This is a genomic window from Paractinoplanes lichenicola (genome assembly GCF_016785085.1).
Classification (GTDB): domain Bacteria; phylum Actinomycetota; class Actinomycetes; order Mycobacteriales; family Micromonosporaceae; genus Actinoplanes; species Actinoplanes lichenicola.
In genome coordinates this window covers 302,362-320,433 of the sequence record NZ_JAENHO010000010.1, presented here as the reverse complement: position 1 = coordinate 320,433, position 18,072 = coordinate 302,362, and the positions used below count along the sequence as shown (strand labels likewise).

Genomic DNA, 18,072 nt, shown 5'->3' with positions numbered 1-18,072 from the left:
GGGGCCGCGCTCTACGGCAGGCGGCGGCAGAGCAGGGCGTCGGGTGTGCGGGAGGAGCCGAGGCGGCCCGTGTAGGCGATGCCCGCGGCATATTCCGTCAGGGCGCACTGGCCCTTGTAGTGGCCGGTGGCGAAGTCGCCGCCCGGGTTGGCGGTGGGGCGGTTGTCGTTGCGGTCGAACCAGACCGTACGGGTGGGGCCGGTGCCCGCCGTGGGGGAGGTGGCGCAGAGGGCGCTCGACACGGCGGCACCCCGGACGGCGTAGCCGGTCAGCAGGGAGCCGGGCGGGCACTGGAGTTTGGTGTAGCCCGAAGCCCAGTCGTGTGTGACGTGTTGCTCGTTCTTCACGACCTGGTACGACGTCCACGGCGAGCCGCCGACGCACAGGGCGCGGTTGCCGGTGTGGGCCAGGCCGGCCAGGCGTTGACCGTCGGGGCAGGTGGCCTTGCGGGCGCCGGAGTCCCAGTCGGGTTCGGTGCGCATCCGCAGCGAGGCAATGAAGTCGCCGTGGTCGGGGCTGAGCATCGACCACGGGATCACGGGCTCGATGAGGCCCGTACGGCCTGAGGCCACGAGCCGGTTCCAGATCGGCGCCCGCCAGTCGTCGCCGGTGGTGAGCGTGCCTGCCCGGTCCCAGAAGAGCAGGCCCCAGCCGTTGATGGCGCGGTTCTCGGTGAAGCCGACGGCCGGCCAGTACGCGAAGTCGGCGTCGGACTGGATCAGGAAGTCGGTGAAGTTGGCGAACCAGGCCCGCTGCGACGAGCCGGCGGCCGTGTTGCCGTCGACGCCGAACTCGCTGATCCAGACCGGGGCGGTGAAATGCTGCCCGGCCTCGGTGGCCACGAAGAGCGCGTCCCGCTGCAGCACCCGGAACAGCTCGTCGCGGCTCAGGTCGCGATAACGCGGGTCGGTCGTCTCGCCGGTGCCGGTCGCGCCGCTGTGGTTGGCGCCGGTGTAGTCGTAGAAGTGGGCCGCGTAGACGAGCTTGCCGGACTTCACGAGCGTGTGCGACAAGGTTCGTACGGGCTTGAGGGTCGGCCTCTCGTGCGCGAAGCCGTCGATCGGGATGCCGGTCCAGTTGATGCCCTCGACGATGATCAGCAGGTCGGGGTTGGCCTCGCGCAGGATCCGGTCGCCCAGGCGCTGCGACGCCGCGAACCAGTCGTGGTCGTTGCCCCAGCCCCAATTCGGGTCGTCCAGCACCGTACGGCGTACCTCGTTGTAGAGGTCGGCGCCGACCACGCGCGGGTTGCCCCGATAGCGCCGCACCATCGACAGCCAGGTGTCCTCCCACGCCTGCGCGCTCTGCGACGTGTTCCACCGCTCGTTGCCGTCGACCCCGCAGCACCAGCGCGTCGTGTTCGTGTGGTTGTTGAGGATCACGGCGAGCCCGGCGCCGGTCAGGGCCGCCACCACCTCGTCGTACACCTGCAGTGGGGTCTTGCCCCGGAGCTGCGGGTTGGCCGCCACGTAGCGGTCGCCCACGGGGGTGGTGTCGGTGACCATCGCGCTGGAGAACGGCAGGCGCACGCTGTTGACGCCGATCGCCTTGAAGTTGCCGACGATCGTGGCGATGGGCGCGCGGTCGAGACCCATCGGCACCCGGCCCGAGTTCTCGCCGGCGTGGTGGTTGGCGTCAGTGTCGGCGTCGCCGGAGCCGTTGTAGGTGCCGCTCGCGCCGTGCCAGTTGGCCGAGCGCAGCTTGAAGCGGTTGCCGTCGGCGTCCACGATGTAGCGCCCGCGCGTGCTCAGCGGGGCGGTCCATCCGGTTTCCTCAACCTGCGCCGGCTGGGGGACGAGGAGGGAGGTGGCGATGACGGTGAGGGCGACCAAGGCGCGCATGGGCATCTATATATCGCCTCCGGCGGCCTGAGGCGATCTTTCCGGGGAAGGTTTGCCCCGATGCCCGGATAATGCGTTGTCCCTGTTTGTCGCCGTCCCTACCGTATAGATCACCTGACCGGTCGTAGAGGGAGGTGACCCGGTGAGCGATGTGCTCGTTCTCAACGCCGACCTGGGGCCGCTGCACCGGGTGAGCCTGCGGCACGCCGTACGGATGCTGGTGCGGCAGGTGGCCGAGGTGCACGAGGCGCAGCCCGATCGGGTGATCGGCGTCTGGCCCGTCCCGACCGTGGTCCGCCTGGTGTCGTACGTGGTCACTCGCTGGCGCCACAGCCGCGGCCCGGGCTGGTCGCGGGCCGGCGTGATGCTGCGCGACGGGCGGCGCTGCGCCTACTGCGGCCGCGCGGCCTCCACCATCGACCACGTGCTGCCCCGCTCGCGCGGCGGCGCCAACAGTTGGCTCAACACGGTCGCCGCCTGTTACGCCTGCAACCAGCGTAAGGGCGACCGCACGCCGGCCGAGGCGCGCATGCCGCTGCGGGTCACGCCGTCCGCGCCGCTGTGGGGGAGCCTGCTGTAGCCAGCTCGAGCTGATAGAGCAGGCTGCGGTGGGTCGGCACGTAACCGAGCGACTCGTTGGTGCGGCGCATCGCGACGTTGCTGTCCGCGGTGTCGGCCAGCAGGCCCTCGAGGCGGGGAAACCTTTCCCGTACGAGGGAGATCTGCGCGGCCTTCATCCAGCGGGCCAGCCCGTGGCCGCGATGCGCGGGCAGCACCCCGGTGCCGTAATGCTGGGCGTCGCCCGTCCCGGACGCCGGGATCACCAGCTCGGTGAAGCCCGCGATCTCGCCGTCCGGGCCGAGCGCGGCGGTCGTGCACAGCGTCTCGCCGCGCTGGGCCACCGCGCCGGCGATCATGTGCAGGCGGGCGACGTCCCACGGCTCCGGCTCGTAGGCGGCGTCGCCCATCGGCATGTCGTCCATCGCGGGCCGGGCCCGGGCGAACGTCTCGGCGAGCTCGGCCGGAACCGTGCCCTCCCAGTGCGTGAGCCGATAGCCGGGCACCGGCGTCTCGACGGGACTGGCGTCGCGCAGGGTCAGGCGCGTGTATGTCAGCGCGAGCACCAGCCGCAGGCCGCGCGCGACACAGAACCCGTCCTCGCCCGGCCGGACCGGCTCGAACAGCAGCGTGTGCATGTCGTGCTCGGCCGCCGTGGCCGTCAGCGCCTCCAGCAGGCGTGTGCCGACCCCGTGCCGTCGCTCCGCGGGGTGCACGTGGATCTGCACGTCGGCCCGACGCCCCACCGTGGGCAGCCACAGGAAGGCCGTGCCGAGCGGACGCCCGTCATCGTCCGCGGCCAGCCAGGCGAGCCGGCCGCGGCGGGCGGGGTCGGTGAGGGGGGTCAGATGCATGGCGATCATTGTGACCGCCGGGCCGGGCCTTTGTCGTTCCCGTTTCGGGCTCTTCGACAAGGAAACCCCGGTGCGCGCTGGCGCTGCGCACCGGGGAGGTGTCAGGGCACGCCCGTCCGAAGCCGGGGGACAGCGGACGGACGGCCCCTGCTCTATTCAGGACTACCCGCTTCGGCCGCGCTTTACCAGAGGCGGCGGCGCTTGTAGTGCCCGTGGTGCCGATAATGTCCGTGGTGGCGATAGTGCCCGTGGTGACGGTAATGCCCGTGATGGCCGTAACCCGGGTGTCCGTAGGCGCCGGGATGCCCGTACGCGCCGTGGCCGTAACCGCCGTGATGACCCCGCTTGTTCAACTTCGACGCGAGCATCGACAGCAGGAACCTCTTGACGGAACCGCTCAACGTTTGCCTCCTTGGCTGGCTCCTCTCCCACGATAAGTGGTCAAGTCCAGCACTCCCTGTGACCACGCTGGCCGTTCCCTGGGAATCACGCCCGCCAGCGGATCATCGCGGCGCTGGCGTCGTCGCGGAGTTCGCCCTGCTCATAGCTGACGATCGTGTGGATCAGGCGGCGCATCACCTCGGGCGACGGCAGCCCCAGGGCCAGCTGCTCGGTGATGAAGGAAGTCAGCCGATCGAGTCCGAACAGCGCCCCCGTACGGTCCCGCGCCTCGGTGATCCCGTCGGTGTAGAGCACCAGCGCGTCACCCGGCGTGAGCTGCTCGGTCGTCACGCGCGGGGCCCGGGCTAGCATGTTGCCCAGCCCCAGCGGCAGTGCCGTCGGCGTGGGCAGCCCCGCCCGTGGCTTGCCGTCGCGCAGCAGCAGCTCCGCCGGATGGCCCGCGCTGATCCGCCGATAGAGCCCGGTCGCCGTGTCCAGCTCGGCCAGGATCGCGGTCACGAAACTGCCCGGATACTGCGCCCGGATCCACTTGTCGATCGACTGGTACGTGTCGGTCAGGCCCAGCCCGGAGCGTCGCGCGTTGCGATACGTGTTCAGTGTCAGCGTGGTGAGCGCGCTGGCCGCGATGCCGTGCCCGACCGTGTCGAACAGCCCGACGTGCAGCACGTCCCCGTTCGCCGCGTAGTCGAACGCGTCCCCGCCCACGTCGTAGCAGGGCTCGAGGACGGCCGTGACCATCGTGCCGTCCACCGCGAACGTCAGCGGCGGCAGCTGATTCCAGATGATCTCGGCCGCCAGCTGCATCGGCTCGCGCCGGCGGGTGTGCTCGACCGCGTCGCCGTAGCCGCGGCGGCTCGCGATCAGCTCCGCCACCAGCGCCGCGATCACCTCCAGCTGGTCCAGGTCGGCGGCCCGGGTGCGCAGCTCGAGCACGCCCAGCCGTTCCGCGCCGTGCAGCAGCGGCAGCCACACACACTCGTCCGAGGTGGTCACCCGCGCGGTGGTGAAGGCCTCGCCGGCCGGGGTTCCGTCGACGGGGATCGGGGCGACCCCGGTGATGTCGCGGCCGCGCAGGGGGAACAGCTTCAACTGCCCGTAGTCAACGAGCAGGACCGTGGCCGTCGCCGCACCCAGCAGCGGGGCCGCGTCGTGCAGCAGGGCGGGCAGATCCTCGGCGCGTCCCCGATGCCGCAGGTCGAGCAGTCTGCGTACGGCTTCCATCGCATCGGGCATTGGCCCCACATGCCCAGCCGGGCCCGTGGTCAATCGACCCGGTACTGCTCGACCAGACCGGCGAGGATGTCGCGGGTCCGGTTCAGGTCGTCGATCTGCTTGGTCACCCGCTCCAGCTCGGACGTGAGCCGGTCGGCGAGCCACGGCGTACGGATGGCCTCGTTGCTAATGCATGGGAGCACGTCCTGAATGGTCGCGCTGTTGAGCCCGGCCGACAGCAGCGACTGGATCAGCGAGACCCGCTCGACCGCAGTCTCCGGATAGTGCCGCTGCCCGCCGCCGCTGCGCGCGCTGGCCAGCAGGCCCTGCTCCTCGTAGTAGCGCAGGCTCCGGGCGCTCGCCCCGGTCGCCGCGGACAGGTCGCCGATCCGCATCGGAAATCCTCCCGGAAAAGCCTTGACCCTTACACGGATGTCAGGTTCTAGCGTAATCGCATGACAGCCGCCACCGCCGCCCTCGTCCAGCCGGTCACCCTGGCCGGACTCCCGCTGACCAGCCAGTTCGTGATGGCCCCGATGACCCGCGAGCGGTCGCCGCGGGGCGTGCCGACCGCGGAGAACGCCGCCTACTACCGCCGCCGCGCCGAGAACGGGGTCGGCCTGATCATCACCGAGGGCGTGCTGGTCGACCACCCCAGCGCCGGTCACCAGCCCGACGTGCCGCGCCTGACCGCCGGCGCCGCCGGGGCCGGGTGGCGGCACGTGACCAGCGAGGTGCACGCGGCCGGCGGCCGGATCGCCGCGCAGCTGTGGCACCTCGGCAGCGAGCGCGAACCCGTCGACGGCTACCCGTCCTGGACCCCCGCGACGATGACCGGCCGCGACTTCGACACCATCATTGCCGCGTACGCCGAGAGCGCGCGGGTCGCCGTACGGGCCGGGTTCGACGCCGTCGAGGTGCACGCGGCCCACGGATATCTGCTCGACGAGTTCCTCTGGCCGGTGACCAACCCGACGCTGGCCCACCGCGACTTCCCGGCCGAGGTGGTGCGGGCGATCCGGGCCGAGATCCCCTCGTGCATGCCGCTGATCGTCCGGTTCTCGCAGTTCAAGGAGCGCGACTACAGCGCCCGCATCGCCGAGACCCCCGCCGAGCTCGCCACCATCCTCGAAGGGCTGCGCGCGGCCGGCGCCGACGTCCTGCACGCCTCGCAGCGCCGCTTCTGGGAGCCGGTCTTCGGCGGCAGCGACCGCAACCTGGCCGGCTGGGCCAAACACCTGACCGGCCTGCCCTCGATCACCGTCGGCTCGATCGGGCTGACCCGCGGCTTCGCCTCCTCGGCCCGCCTGCGCGAGCTGCTCGAACGCCGCGAGCAGGGCGAATACGACCTGATCGCGCTGGGCCGGGTGCTGCTCGGCAACCCGGCCTGGGTGACCCACGTCGGCGCCGGCCGGTTTGCCGAAATCAACGACTATCGCAAAGAGGACGAAGTGCGATACTTCTGATAATCCTGCGCCAGACCGGCTTGCTTTGGTGGAATCGACACCATGGTGGTCGAAACGCCCAGAGCAGCCGTACGCGCATGGCGCGACGGCCTGGTCAACCTGGACGCGAGCAACCGCCTGCTCAACTTCCGCCCCACCGCGAGCGGCACCCTCGAGATCGCCGGCCCGGCCGCCCCCGACATCGTCTCCGCCCTGCGCGGCGACCGCGACTACGGCTTCCTGCCCGCCGGCGCCCGGCCCGAACCCGGCGGCCTGTTCCGCACCGGCTTGACCGCCGTCGCGCTCGGCGCCCAGCTGCGGCGGCTGCAACGCAAGACCCGCCAGGACTTCCTCGACCGGGGAGTGGCCGCCCTGCACCTGGCGATCGGGATGCTGCACTGGCGCGACGAGGAAGACGTGGCGCTGACCAGCCCGATCCTGCTGCTGCCGGGCGAACTGGTGACGCAGGGCCCGGCCGACGTGCCCCGGCTGCGGGTGCGCGGCGAGGACCCGGTGGTCAACCCGGCACTGGCCCTGCGGCTGCGGCGGATGGGCATCACGATGCCGGGCGTGGACGGGCTGGCGGGGCTGGACGTGCGGGAGTACGTGGCGTCGCTCCGCTCGTGCGTGGACAACCGGGACTGGGCCGTCGAGGAGACGGTGCTGCTGTCGCGGTTCACGTTCCACAAGGAGGCGATGTATCGGGACCTGCTCGACAACGAGGCCCGGATCGTGGCGCATCCGCTGGTGGAGGCGCTGGCGGGGCGGGCCGGGGTCGTCGGCGGGACGGGGGGTGCGGTGGGCGAGCCCGTCGATGCTCGGCGCGGTGGGCCCGTCGATGTGGCCGGCAGCGGCGACCCGATTCGCGGCGGCGACGGTGGTGCGTTCGGCGGCGGCAACGAGGGTGCGCTCGCCGGCCGCAACGGTAGTGCGCTCGGCGGTGGCAATGGTGGTGTGCTCGCCGGTGGCAGTGGTGGTGCGCTCGCCGGCCGCAATGGTGGTGCGCTCGGTGGTGGCAGTGGTGGTGCGCTCGGCGGCGGCAGTGGTGGTGCGCTCGGCGGTGGCAGTGGTGGTGCGCTCGCCGGCCGCAGTGGTGGTGCGCTCGGCGGCGGCGACGGTGGTGCGCTCGGCGGCGGCGACGGTGGTGCGTCATCCGGGAGAACGGGCGCCGAATCCGCCTGTGGACAACCCGCTCAGCCCCACTTGACAGCTGTAAGTTCTTCAGGCATCTCCCCGGGTGGGCGGAGGGGTGGCGGGTGGGAACCTAGGGAGTCGTATACAAGCGAAGATCTTCCGCTCGTGCTCGACGCCGACGCGACCCAGCGGGCCTGCGTAGAAGCGGCCCTGGCCGGGCAGAGTTTCGTGCTCGACGGCCCGCCCGGCACAGGCAAGTCGCAGACGATCGCGAACCTGATCGGCTGCCTCCTGCACGCGGGGAAGCGAATCCTGTTCGTCTCCGAGAAGGCGGCCGCCCTCGAGGTCGTGCGCAACCGCCTGGCCGCGGTCGGCCTGGATCCGTACCTGCTGGAACTGCACAGCCACAAGGCGACCCGCAAGGAAGTGGCCCGCGCGCTGGCCACCTCCCTCGAGCCAAGGGTGATCGAACCGGCGGCCCAGCACGACCAGGAGCGCCTGGACGAGCTACGCGACCTGCTGAACGGCTACGCGACAGCGATGAACGAGCGCCGCGAACCGCTCGGCCGTACGCTGCACGAGGTGCTGGGCGACTGCGCGCGCCTGACCGAGCTGCCCGAGGTCCCGGTGCCGTGCGAGCGGCCGCGCGAGCTGACGCCGCAGGCGATCCACGACGCCCTCGAGGCGGCCGACGACCTGACCCGCTGCCGCCGGGCCGCCGCCGAGCCGAAGACGTTCCCTTGGCGCGGGGTCGTCGAACGGGCGCCGCTGGGTGAGACGCTGCGACGGGCCCAGTCGGCCCTGCACGCGCTGGCCGGGGCGGCGCGGCAGCACACCACAATCGCCGAGGCATTCGGCGCGACCCGGCCGGCTCAGGCGGGGACGCTGGCCATGCTGGTCACCCACGCCGCCCGGCGGCCGTCCGCGGTGGCCGACGACTGGCTGACCGCGCCCAGCCTGGAACCGATCGGGCGGGCCGCCGAGCGCCGCTCCCGCCGGCTGGCCGACGCGCGCCGGGCCCGGGCCGCGGTCCGCGAGGCGGCCGGCGTCGAGTGGCACGAGCTGCCCGACCTCGACCCGCCGGCGATCGAACCGCCCACGCTGACCGCGGCCGGCGCCGAGGAGACCGTACGCCGGTTGGCCGGGGAGGCCGACGCCCTCGACGAGCTGCGCGCGGAGGCCGCCGCGACGGTGGCCCGGCTCGGCCTGCCCGCCGTGGTCACGTTCGCCGACCTGACCCGCTTCGCCGAGCTGGCCGAGCTGGCCGCCCGCCCCCACCGGCCGGAGCCGTTCTGGTTCGGGCCGGGCGTGCTGGCCGGGGTGTCGGTGGCCGCGGCCGCCCTGCGCCGCTGCACCGAGGCGGTCACCGCGGCCGAGGCCGAGTGCCGGCGCTGGTTCCGTGACGGGATCGTCGAGCAGCCGGTGGAGCAGCTGGCCGACCGGCTCGCCCACGAGCACCGCGGGCTGCGCAAGCTGCTGGGGGCGTACCGGCGGGACTGGGACGCGGTGGCCGCGCACGCGCACGCGTCGGTGTCGCCCGCCGAGGCCGTCGCCCACGTCGGGGCCGCGGTGGCCTGGCAGCGGGCGCTGCGCGAGCGGGCCGCGGCCGAGCAGCAGTACGGACCCCTGCTCGGCCGATATTGGCGCGGCGACGCCCCGCTGCACGAGGCCCTGCACCTGGCGGGCGAGATCATGCGGCGCACCCCGCCCGACGCGTTGCCGGCCGTCGCCGACCAGCTCTGCCGGCCCGTGCCCGACCCGCGCCTGGCCCGTACGGCGGCCCGGGTTCGCGCCCTGGCCCGGCGCGAGTCGGCCGCGGACACCCCGCAGGACGCCGCCGCCCGCCGCCGGGACCGGCTCGGCCCGCTGCTCGAGGTGGCCGCCGCGCTGCACGCCTTCGCACGGGCACTCGGCCGCGATGCCGGGCTGGAGGAGGCCCGGCAGCTGGCCCGCCTGCGCCGGGTGGCGGCCGACGAGGAGCGGGTGCTGGCCGACGACTACGCGACCGCGGTGGCCGGCCTGGGCGTGGCCGCCGTGCACGACGACGCACTGGAAGAGGCGGTGATGTGGGCGCGGGCGGCCCGGCGGCTGACGTCGGGGATCGACCGGCCGCTCACCGGGGAGCAGGCCGCGGCGCTGCATTCGGACGGCGGCGCCGCGGCCCTCACCGAGCGTTTCGGGGCGTGGGAGGACGCGCGGGACGCCGTCGTCGCCGCGTTCGCGCCGGAGCGACGGGCCGAGGTCGGCGAGCTGACCGACGACTACGACGGCGCGCTGCTGACCGGGCTGCTCGACGATCCGGGCGGGCAGGACCAGTGGCTCGGGTACGACCGGGCCCGGCGCGTGCTCACCACGGAGGCGATCGCCGTCAGCGCCGGGGTGCCCGACGACCAGGTGCGCCCGGCCCTGCACCGGGCGCTGCTGGCGGCGTGGGCCGACGCAGTGATCCGCGACGACGACCGGCTGCACCCCATCGGCGGCCTCGAACGCGACCGGCTGGTCGAGGAGTTCCGCGGGCTCGACGCCGCACTGTCCGGGCAGGCCCCGGCCACGATCGCGGCGGCGGTCGAGCAGCGGCGGGCCGCGGCGCGGGTGCCCGCCGAGGTGATGTTGCTGCGGCGCGAGGGGATGAAGGAGACCCGTCATTTAGCCGTACGGGATCTGATCGGGCGCACCCGGCAGACCGTGCAGAGCGGCAAGCCGTGCTTCCTGATGTCGCCCCTGGCGGTGAGCCAGTTCCTCCCGGCCGACCTCGAGTTCGACGTGGTCGTCTTTGACGAGGCGTCGCAGATCGCCCCGGCCGACGCGATCAACTGCCTCTATCGGGCGAGCGCCGTGATCGTGGCCGGCGACGACCGGCAGTTGCCGCCCACCTCGTTCTTCACCCGTACGGACACCGACGCCGACGGCAGCGACGTCAACGACTTCCAGTCCATCCTCGAGCTGGCCAAGGGCTGCGGCAAATTCCCCGTACGCGGGCTCGGCTGGCATTACCGCAGCCGGCACGAGGCGCTGATCGCGTTCGCCAACAACCAGTTCTACGAGGGCCGGCTGCGAACCTTCCCGGGCGCCAATGCCGATCCCGAGACGGGGGTCGAGCTCATCCCGGCCCGCGGCGTCTATCGGCGCGGCACCAAGCGGGACAACCCGGTCGAGGCCGAGATGGTCGCCGAGCGCATCGTCTCGTGCCTGACCACCCGGCCCGAGCTCTCGTACGGCGTGGTCACGTTCTCGGTGGCGCAGGCCGAGGCGATCGAGGCCGCCCTGGACCGCGCGACCGTCCGCCATCCGGGCCTGGACCGGTTGCTCGACGGGGACCGGCTCTCCGGGTTCTTCGTCAAGAGCCTCGAGTCGGTGCAGGGCGACGAGCGCGACGTCATGATCTTCTCGATCGGCTACGGGCGCGACGAGCAGGGGCGGATCACCACCCACTTCGGCGCGCTCAACCAGGCCAACGGGTGGCGCCGGCTCAACGTGGCGATCACCCGGGCCCGGCGCCGCGTCGAGATCATCTCGTCGGTCCGCGCGCGCGACATCCCGGAGTCGGCCAATGAGGGCGTACGCCACCTCGCCGCATACCTGGACTACGCCGAGCGGGGCGCCGCGGCGCTGCCCGGCCGGCTCCCGGCCACCGACCCGTTCGTGGCGTCGGTGCTCGAGACCGTGTGCTCGTGGGGTTATCGCGCGCGGGCCCGGATCGGCCTGGACGGCTACCGGGTCGACGTGGGCGTGCGGCACCCGACGCCCGCGGGCGGTTACATCCTGGGCATCGAGTGCGACGGGCCGCGGTACGGCTCGATCGGCTCGGCCCGCGACCGGGACCGGCTCGCTGGCGAGGTCCTCACCGGACTGGGGTGGCAGCTGCACCGCGTGTGGGGCGCGGCGTGGCATCGCGATCGGGCGGGCGAGGAGGCGCGGCTGCGCAAAGCGATCGAGCGGGCGATCGGTAGTCTGCCCTCCGCGGGGCCGCGACCCTACCGTCGAGTAGAATCGCTTGGACTGCGGCTCGTGCCTTAAAGCGTCGAGTGAAGACCGTTTAGGACCGATTACGGTATTGACTCGTTGCGCTCCGATGTCCAGCATATGTCGCGTGAACCCCGGGACCTCGTCGACGCAGGCAGCGCCGGTCAGCTGCGTTGCCTTCCGCGCCGACGGCCGTCGGCTGGCCAGCGGCACGCAGGACGGCACGGTCACCGTCCGGGAGACCAGCGACCCCTCCCGGCCTGTCACGATGACCGAATTTGCCCATCGCTCGGCGGTGCTCGCCGCGTCCTGGAACCCGGGCGCGTCCGACCTGCTGGCGATCGGCTCGGCCGACGGCACGGCTGCCGTGTGGCGCGTCGTCGACGACCGCCCGCCCCACCTGATGAAGGTGCTCGGCGGGCACCCGGCCGCCGTCACGGGCGTCTCGTGGATGCCCGACGGCCAGCATCTGCTGTGCCAGCTGGCCGACGGCCGGGCGGCCGTGTGGCAGGCGTTCGGCGAGACCTACCTGGGCGAGCTCGACGACTGCGTGCGCCTCGACGTGAGCCCCGCCGGCCTGGTCGCCACGGTCGGCGCCAACGGCTTCGTGGCCGTTCGCGATCTCGCCCAGGACCGCTCGCCCCTGGCCGGCCGGGCCGCCCCCGCCGTCGAGGCCTGCGCCTGGTCGCCCGACGCGAGCACGCTGGCCCTGGCCCGCCGCGACGGCGCGATCGAGCTGCGCAACGCCCACCTCGACCCGATCCGCACCCTGCGCGCCGGGGAGTCGCCGCTGCGCTCGGTCACCTGGTCGGCCGACGGGCGGCACGTGCTGACCGGGGCGTACGACGGGACGGTGACCGCCCTCGACTCGGCGAGCCGGCCCCACTGGCGGCTGACCGACCCGACGATCCGCACCCGCTCGCTCGCGGTCGGCGGCCCGGTGCTGGCCACCGCCACGTTCGCCGGGCGGCCCTACCTGCTCGACGCCACCTCGGGCACCCCGCTCACCGCCGGGCTGTCGCTGCCGGCCCTGCCCGCGCCGACCCGCCCGTTCCGCGACGGCGTGCTCGCCGCCGACGGCCGGGTCGTGACCGCCGGGCCGCCGCACGGGGGCGAGCGCACAATCGTCGTCGAGCACGACCTGCGCGTCGGGGCGATCGACTCGCTGGCCGACCGGGTGGTCGTCTCGGCCGCCCACCAGGCCGTGCGGGTGGCCCGGCTCGACCCGGCCGGATACGACGTGGAACGCGGCATCACGCTGCGCGCCCCCGAGCCGGTGGGCACGGTCGCGCTGCTCGGCACGCCCGAGACGACAGTCGTGGTCGCCGCGTCGTACGAGTTCCGTCTCTATTCGTGGACCATCGACTGGACCGGGCCGCCGGTCGGACCGGCCGTCGTGGGCGAGTTCGGCGCCGGCATAGCGGCCCTGCAGCGCCTCGACGAGCAGCGCCTGACCGCCACCGACCACCGCGGCGAGCTGGTCATCCTCGCGCTGGGGGCCGACGGCGCGCTGAACACGTAGCGCTACTCGAAACGCGTGGGGTCGCCCGCCCCGACCCGCAAGATCTCGGGCTCGCCGCCGGAGAGGTCGATCACCGTCGTCGGCTCGGTGCTGCCCTCGCCGGAGTCGACGACCGCGTCGACCACGTGATCGAGCGCCTCCTTGATCTCCCAGCCCATCGTCATCGGCTCCTCCTGGCCGGGCAGCAGCAGCGTGCTCGACACCAGCGGCTCGCCCAGCTCGTCGAGGATCGCCTGGGCGACGACGTGGTCGGGGATCCGTACGCCGACCGTCTTCTTCTTGGGGTGCAGCAGGCGACGCGGCACCTCCTTGGTGGCGGGCAGGATGAACGTGTACGGGCCCGGGGTGGCCGACTTGATCGCCCGGAACGACGCGTTGTTGATCTGCACGAACTGGCCCAGCTGCGCGAAGTCGTGACACATCAGCGTGAAGTGGTGCCGGTCGTCGAGGTGCCGGATCTCGCGGATGCGGTCGAGCCCGTCCTTGTTGCCCATCCGGCAGCCCAGCGCGAAGCACGAGTCGGTCGGATAGGCGATCAGCCCGTCGCCGCGGACGATGTCGATCACCTGCCGGATCGAGCGCGGCTGGGGGTTGTCCGGGTGCACGTCGAAATACTTCGCCACCCGCAAAGCCTAGTGAGTCGCCGTCACCCGCGTGATCGACTCGCCGTGATGGCGTGGACGACCGCCGCCATGTCCCGCTCGGCGTGGCCCAGGGCGGCCGTCTCGGCGTACAGGGAAAGACAGACGTCGAGCAGCGGGGACGGGACCCCGGCCCGGCGCGCGGCCGCCACGACCAGCTCGTTGTTCTTGAGCACATCGTGGATCGCCGCCTGCACCTCGAAGTCGCCGGTGACCAGCTTGGCCGCCTTGACCCGGGACACCGTGCTGGCCATCGGCCCGGCGTCGAGCACCTGCCGCAGCAGGGCCGGATCGAGCCCGTACGCCTGAGCGAAGTGGAACGCCTCGGCGAGCCCGGTCACCATGCTGATCAGGAACGTGTTGACGGCCAGCTTCATGAGCAGGGCGCTAGGGACCTCGCCGCAGTTGACGATCTGCTTGCACATCGGCTCGATCAGGGACGCGACGCCCGCGGTGTCCCCGGCGATCATCGCGATCAGCTCGCCCGCCTCGGCCGGCCCGCGGGAACCCGAGACCGGCGCCTCCGCGTACCGCCCGCCCTGGCCTCTGATCCGCTCGCCGAGGGCGGCCGAATACTCTGGGCTGGTGGTGCCCATGTGGACGACCAGCGTGCCGCCCACGTCGACGCCGTCGAGCACCTCGTCCATCGCCCGCTCGGTGGCCAGCATCAGGATCACCACGCCGGCCCGCTCGAACACCTCGGCCGCCGTTGCCGCCCGGATCGCGCCCGGGGGAGTGGTGCCCCGGTCGGTGCGGCTCCAGACGATCAGGTCGACGCCGGCCCGAGCCAGATTGGCGGCCATCGGCGTCCCCATCACGCCGAGCCCCAGGAAACCCACGGTCATGCCGCTCACCGTAGGTTTTCGCGACGCCCGGGGCGGCGGCCAATTCCCGGACGGTGGCTTGCTCATCGCGGTGACCGCCTCGTTGCTGTCCGGCAAACTTCCGCGCCATCCGAAACCGGGCCGTAGGACCACTGTGGACTGTGAAATGCTGCGTCTACTCGACTTCTCCGGAGGCCAGCCCATGCCAGTGTCCGTGAACCTCGACGCCCTGCTCGACGAGCCCTTCCGCGACCTCCCGATCGCCGAGCTGATCAACGCCCCGGTCGCCGCCCTGGCCGGCGTCAGCGACGAAGAGGCACAGGGCCTGAGCCTCGCCTTCGGCATCAACACCATCGCCGACCTGGCCGCGAACCCGTTCATCCGGGCCGCCGTGGCGATCGCCGACATGGCCGAGGCGGCCACGCCGGAGACCCCGCCGGAGGCCTAATCCGGGATGCGCCGCTCGACGTCGGCGAGCAGCGAACGCATGGCGCCCTGGAAGAGCTCGGCCTGCAGGGGACCGATGAACGCCGTGTGCCCGAACGCCTCCAGCATCACCAGCCCGTGCACGTGCCCCCAGACGCTGACGAACAGGGCCACGGCCGGGGCGGGCAGGGTGCCGATCCCGGGCGCCGGCAGCTCGTCCAGCCGGTTGCGCAGCTCGGGGCTCAGCGGCGGCACGTCGGCCCGGGCGAGCTGCGCGGGAGCGTACGCGCCGAACAGCTCACGAATGAAGACCGGGGCCAGGCGGCGCGAGGCAGCGGTGGTGCGGCCGTCGTCGGGGGCCTCGTAGCGCGGCAGCGGGGTGCCGTAGATGAGCTGGAACATGGGCGCGTTCCCGATCGCCCACTCACGGAACGCCGTGGCCGCCGGGACGAAGCCGGGTGACGTGGCGACCGCCCGCTCCACGGCCTCGGCCAGATCGAGGTAGGCCTCCGTGATCAGCGTGGTGATCAGCTCGTCACGGCTCGGGAAGTAGTGGTAGAGCGCCTGCACGGTCATCTCGAGGCTGCGGGCCACCGAGCGCAGCGACAACCCGGCCGGCCCGCTCACGCCGATCTGCTCCCGCGCGGCGTCGAGGATCTCACGGGTGGCGGCGGTGCGGCGGCGCTGACGCAGCGGCGAGCTCATGGCGGCAGTGTACGGCCTGCTTAACAGTGTCAGGTAAATCTGGCACTGCCAAAGAGCCCGTTCGCCTCGCTACGTTCTTGGCACAAGACCTCGAACGGCAGGGAGAAATGCGATGACCACCAACGTTTCCGAGCTCGTCGACGGCTGGCTGCACCTGTGGAACGGCGAGCTCGACCGGGCCGCCGGCCTTGTCACGCCGGACTTCCGGGTGCACGCCGCGCTGATGGGTGGCGGCGACAGCTCGGCCCTGTCCGGCCCCGAGGCGCTGGCCGGCTGGATCGCGCAGACCCGGGCCGCGTTCACCGACCTCACGTTCGCCATCGAGGTGGGCCCGATCGTGCAGGACGACCTGCTCGCCGTCCGCTGGGCCGTGAAGGGCACGTACGGCGGAGGCTTCCCGGGCGCCGCCGCTGAGCCGGGCACTTCGGTCGCCTTCACCGGCACTGACACGCTGCGGATCGCCGGCGACCGGCTGGCCGAGTACTGGGTCAACTCCGACATCCACGTGCTTCTCGCCCAGCTCGAAGTCGGCTGAGCCGTGGCGGCCCGGCGTGGGCTGGACCATGCTGGGAGTTGTGGAAACTGAACTCTTCATCGGCGGCAAGTGGGTTCCCGCGTCGTCCGGGAACCGTTTCGACGTGCTGGACCCGGCGACCGGCGACGTGCTCGCCGCGGTCGCGGACGGGGGCGAGAGCGACGCGATCGCCGCGGTGGACGCGGCGGCCGAGGCGGGCCCGGCGTGGGCGGCCACGGCCCCCCGCGTACGGGGGGAGGTGTTGCGCAAGGCGTGGGAGCTGATGACCGAGCGGGCCGACGAGCTGGCGAAGCTGATCAGCCTGGAGAACGGCAAGGCCCTGGTCGACGCCAAGGGCGAGGTGACGTACGCGGCCGAGTTCTTCCGCTGGTTCGCCGAGGAGGCCGTGCGGGGCGAGGGGACGCTGGCCACCGCACCCTCGGGCGCCAACCGGATCCTGGTCACCCGGCAGCCGGTCGGCGTGTGTGTACTGGTCACGCCGTGGAACTTCCCGGCCGCGATGGCCACCCGCAAGATCGGCCCGGCCCTGGCCGCGGGCTGCACGGTGGTGCTCAAGCCGGCCAGCGACACCCCGCTGACCGCGCTGGCCATGGCCGCGATCCTGGCCGAGGCGGGCGCGCCCTCGGGCGTGGTCAACGTGCTGCCGTCGCGCAGCTCGGGCAAGGTCGTCTCGCGGATGCTGCAGGACCCGCGCGTCCGCAAGCTGTCCTTCACCGGCTCGACCGAGGTCGGCCGCATCCTGCTCGCCCAGGCCGCCGACAACGTCGTCAACACGTCGATGGAGCTGGGCGGCAACGCGCCGTTCGTCGTGTTCGCCGACGCCGACCTGGACGCGGCCATCGAGGGCGCGATGATCGCCAAGATGCGCAACGGCGGCGAGGCCTGCACGGCGGCGAACCGCTTCTTCGTCGAGGCGTCGGTGGCCGGCGACTTCGCTTCGCGGCTCGCCGCCCGGATGGCCGCGCTCAAGGTCGGCCCCGGCGTCGAGGAGGGCACGCAGGTCGGCCCGCTGGTCAACGAGGACACGGTAGCCAAGGTCGACTCGCTGGTGCGGGGCGCGCTGGACGCCGGCGCCAAGGCCGAGACCGGTGGCAGCCGCCCCGAGGGCCCCGGCTTCTACTACCCGCCCACGGTGCTCACCGGCGTCGCGCCCGATTCACCGATCCTGCGCGAGGAGATCTTCGGCCCGGTCGCTCCGATCGTCACGTTCACCGGCGAGGAGGAGGCCGTCCGGCTGGCCAACGACACCGAGTTCGGCCTGGTGGCGTACGTCTACACCGGCGACCTGGCCCGCGGCCTGCGGGTCAGCGAGGCGATCGAGGCCGGCATGGTGGGTCTCAACCGGGGCCTGGTCAGCGACCCGGCCGCGCCGTTCGGCGGCGTCAAGCAGAGCGGCATCGGCCGCGAGGGCGGGCACGAGGGCCTGCTCGAATACCTGGAGTCGAAATACATCGCCGTCAACTGGTGACGATGGTCTTCCGCATCCGCACGATCGGGACGGGGACGCCCCCGCGGGCGTCCTCGACCCGTTCCACCTCGACGAAGCCGTAACTGCGATAGAGCGGCTCGCCGGCCAGGGTCGCCATCAGCTCGAGCCGCGTGAACCCCTCGGCCGCGGCCGCCCGTTCGCACAACCCGAGGATCATCCGCCCCACGCCGCGGCGGGTGAACTCGGGATGCGTATACATGGCTCGAACCTTGGCCGGGTCCGTCGCCGGATCGAGCAGCTTCTCGTCCCGGGTCGTCGAGTGGTCACCGCCGTAGAGCGTGGCCCGCCGGCTCCACCCGCCACACCCGGCCGGCACGCCGTCCACCTCGATCACGAAATACGTGCCGTCGTCGATCAGCTGCGTGTCGAGCCCCATGATCGCTTCGCTGCTACGGATCTGCTCGGCATCGAGAAACCCCTTGAGCAGCTCCGCAATGGCCGGCTCCATGATCGCCTTCAGCAAGTCGAGGTCGTCGCGGGTAGCCGGCCGGCTGGTCAGTGCCATCCCCGTATTGTGGCTC

Annotated in this window: 16 protein-coding genes; 7 read left to right on the top strand and 9 right to left on the bottom strand. The window is 72.5% G+C overall.

Annotated features, from left to right (window positions below; genetic code table 11):
* Window positions 1-11 precede the first annotated feature (11 nt).
* On the bottom strand, window positions 12-1,841 hold the full coding sequence (locus JKJ07_RS33300) for a glycoside hydrolase family 5 protein (RefSeq protein WP_236030289.1): 1,830 nt from the start codon (window positions 1,839-1,841) through the stop codon (window positions 12-14).
* Window positions 1,842-1,983: 142 nt separating this feature from the next.
* Here JKJ07_RS33300 and JKJ07_RS33295 point away from each other — a divergent pair, with 142 nt between their 5' ends.
* On the top strand, window positions 1,984-2,421 hold the full coding sequence (locus tag JKJ07_RS33295) for an HNH endonuclease (protein WP_202995868.1): 438 nt from the start codon (window positions 1,984-1,986) through the stop codon (window positions 2,419-2,421).
* Here the strand turns inward: JKJ07_RS33295 and JKJ07_RS33290 are convergent.
* From JKJ07_RS33290 to JKJ07_RS33275, 4 genes are all read right to left on the bottom strand, one after another.
* Window positions 2,384-3,253: a GNAT family N-acetyltransferase gene (locus JKJ07_RS33290; RefSeq protein WP_202995867.1), complete on the bottom strand. Its 870-nt coding sequence runs from the start codon at window positions 3,251-3,253 to the stop codon at window positions 2,384-2,386. The genes JKJ07_RS33295 and JKJ07_RS33290 overlap by 38 nt on opposite strands.
* Window positions 3,254-3,435: 182 nt before the next feature.
* Window positions 3,436-3,654: a hypothetical protein gene (locus JKJ07_RS33285; RefSeq protein WP_184949620.1), complete on the bottom strand. Its 219-nt coding sequence runs from the start codon at window positions 3,652-3,654 to the stop codon at window positions 3,436-3,438.
* An 85-nt stretch (window positions 3,655-3,739) separates the two neighbouring features.
* Window positions 3,740-4,888, bottom strand: a complete 1,149-nt coding sequence (locus JKJ07_RS33280) for a PP2C family protein-serine/threonine phosphatase (protein ID WP_202995862.1) — start codon at window positions 4,886-4,888, stop codon at window positions 3,740-3,742.
* A 29-nt stretch (window positions 4,889-4,917) separates the two neighbouring features.
* Window positions 4,918-5,262 carry a MerR family transcriptional regulator gene (locus JKJ07_RS33275; protein ID WP_202995860.1) on the bottom strand — a complete coding sequence of 115 codons (345 nt, stop codon included), beginning with the start codon at window positions 5,260-5,262 and terminating at the stop codon, window positions 4,918-4,920.
* Between the two features lie 60 nt (window positions 5,263-5,322).
* On the opposite strand from JKJ07_RS33275, the gene JKJ07_RS33270 reads away from it, so the two are divergent.
* The 3 genes from JKJ07_RS33270 to JKJ07_RS33260 all read left to right on the top strand — a co-directional run bounded on the left by JKJ07_RS33270 (window position 5,323) and on the right by JKJ07_RS33260 (window position 12,931).
* Window positions 5,323-6,333, top strand: coding sequence for an oxidoreductase (locus JKJ07_RS33270; RefSeq protein WP_202995859.1), 1,011 nt, complete (start codon window positions 5,323-5,325; stop codon window positions 6,331-6,333).
* Window positions 6,334-6,375: 42 nt separating this feature from the next.
* Window positions 6,376-11,463 (top strand): PDDEXK-like endonuclease domain-containing protein, encoded by a 5,088-nt coding sequence (locus JKJ07_RS33265; RefSeq protein WP_202995858.1) that lies wholly within the window; start codon window positions 6,376-6,378, stop codon window positions 11,461-11,463.
* 73 nt (window positions 11,464-11,536) lie between these two features.
* A complete protein-coding gene (locus tag JKJ07_RS33260; protein WP_202995857.1) occupies window positions 11,537-12,931 on the top strand; it encodes a hypothetical protein in 1,395 nt (464 codons plus the stop codon).
* 2 nt (window positions 12,932-12,933) lie between these two features.
* Here the strand turns inward: JKJ07_RS33260 and JKJ07_RS33255 are convergent, their stop codons facing one another.
* Both JKJ07_RS33255 and JKJ07_RS33250 read right to left on the bottom strand, forming a co-directional pair.
* Complete coding sequence (locus JKJ07_RS33255; protein ID WP_202995856.1) at window positions 12,934-13,554, bottom strand: L-threonylcarbamoyladenylate synthase; 621 nt, start codon at window positions 13,552-13,554, stop codon at window positions 12,934-12,936.
* A gap of 23 nt (window positions 13,555-13,577) precedes the next feature.
* Entirely contained in the window at window positions 13,578-14,483 is a 906-nt protein-coding gene (locus JKJ07_RS33250; RefSeq protein ID WP_202995849.1) for an NAD(P)-dependent oxidoreductase, read from the bottom strand.
* Window positions 14,484-14,598: 115 nt separating this feature from the next.
* Here JKJ07_RS33250 and JKJ07_RS33245 point away from each other — a divergent pair, with 115 nt between their 5' ends.
* Window positions 14,599-14,844 (top strand): hypothetical protein, encoded by a 246-nt coding sequence (locus tag JKJ07_RS33245; protein ID WP_202995847.1) that lies wholly within the window; start codon window positions 14,599-14,601, stop codon window positions 14,842-14,844.
* Here JKJ07_RS33245 and JKJ07_RS33240 read toward each other — a convergent pair.
* Window positions 14,841-15,527 (bottom strand): TetR/AcrR family transcriptional regulator, encoded by a 687-nt coding sequence (locus tag JKJ07_RS33240; protein ID WP_202995845.1) that lies wholly within the window; start codon window positions 15,525-15,527, stop codon window positions 14,841-14,843. The two genes, JKJ07_RS33245 and JKJ07_RS33240, sit on opposite strands and share 4 nt — an antisense overlap.
* 112 nt (window positions 15,528-15,639) lie before the next feature.
* On the opposite strand from JKJ07_RS33240, the gene JKJ07_RS33235 reads away from it, so the two are divergent.
* Entirely contained in the window at window positions 15,640-16,062 is a 423-nt protein-coding gene (locus tag JKJ07_RS33235; RefSeq protein WP_202995843.1) for an ester cyclase, read from the top strand.
* A gap of 28 nt (window positions 16,063-16,090) precedes the next feature.
* Entirely contained in the window at window positions 16,091-17,530 is a 1,440-nt protein-coding gene (locus JKJ07_RS33230) for an NAD-dependent succinate-semialdehyde dehydrogenase (RefSeq protein WP_202995839.1), read from the top strand.
* On the opposite strand, the gene JKJ07_RS33225 is transcribed toward JKJ07_RS33230, so the two are convergent.
* Complete coding sequence (locus JKJ07_RS33225) at window positions 17,520-18,056, bottom strand: GNAT family N-acetyltransferase (protein WP_202995838.1); 537 nt, start codon at window positions 18,054-18,056, stop codon at window positions 17,520-17,522. The two genes, JKJ07_RS33230 and JKJ07_RS33225, sit on opposite strands and share 11 nt — an antisense overlap.
* Window positions 18,057-18,072: the final 16 nt, after the last annotated feature.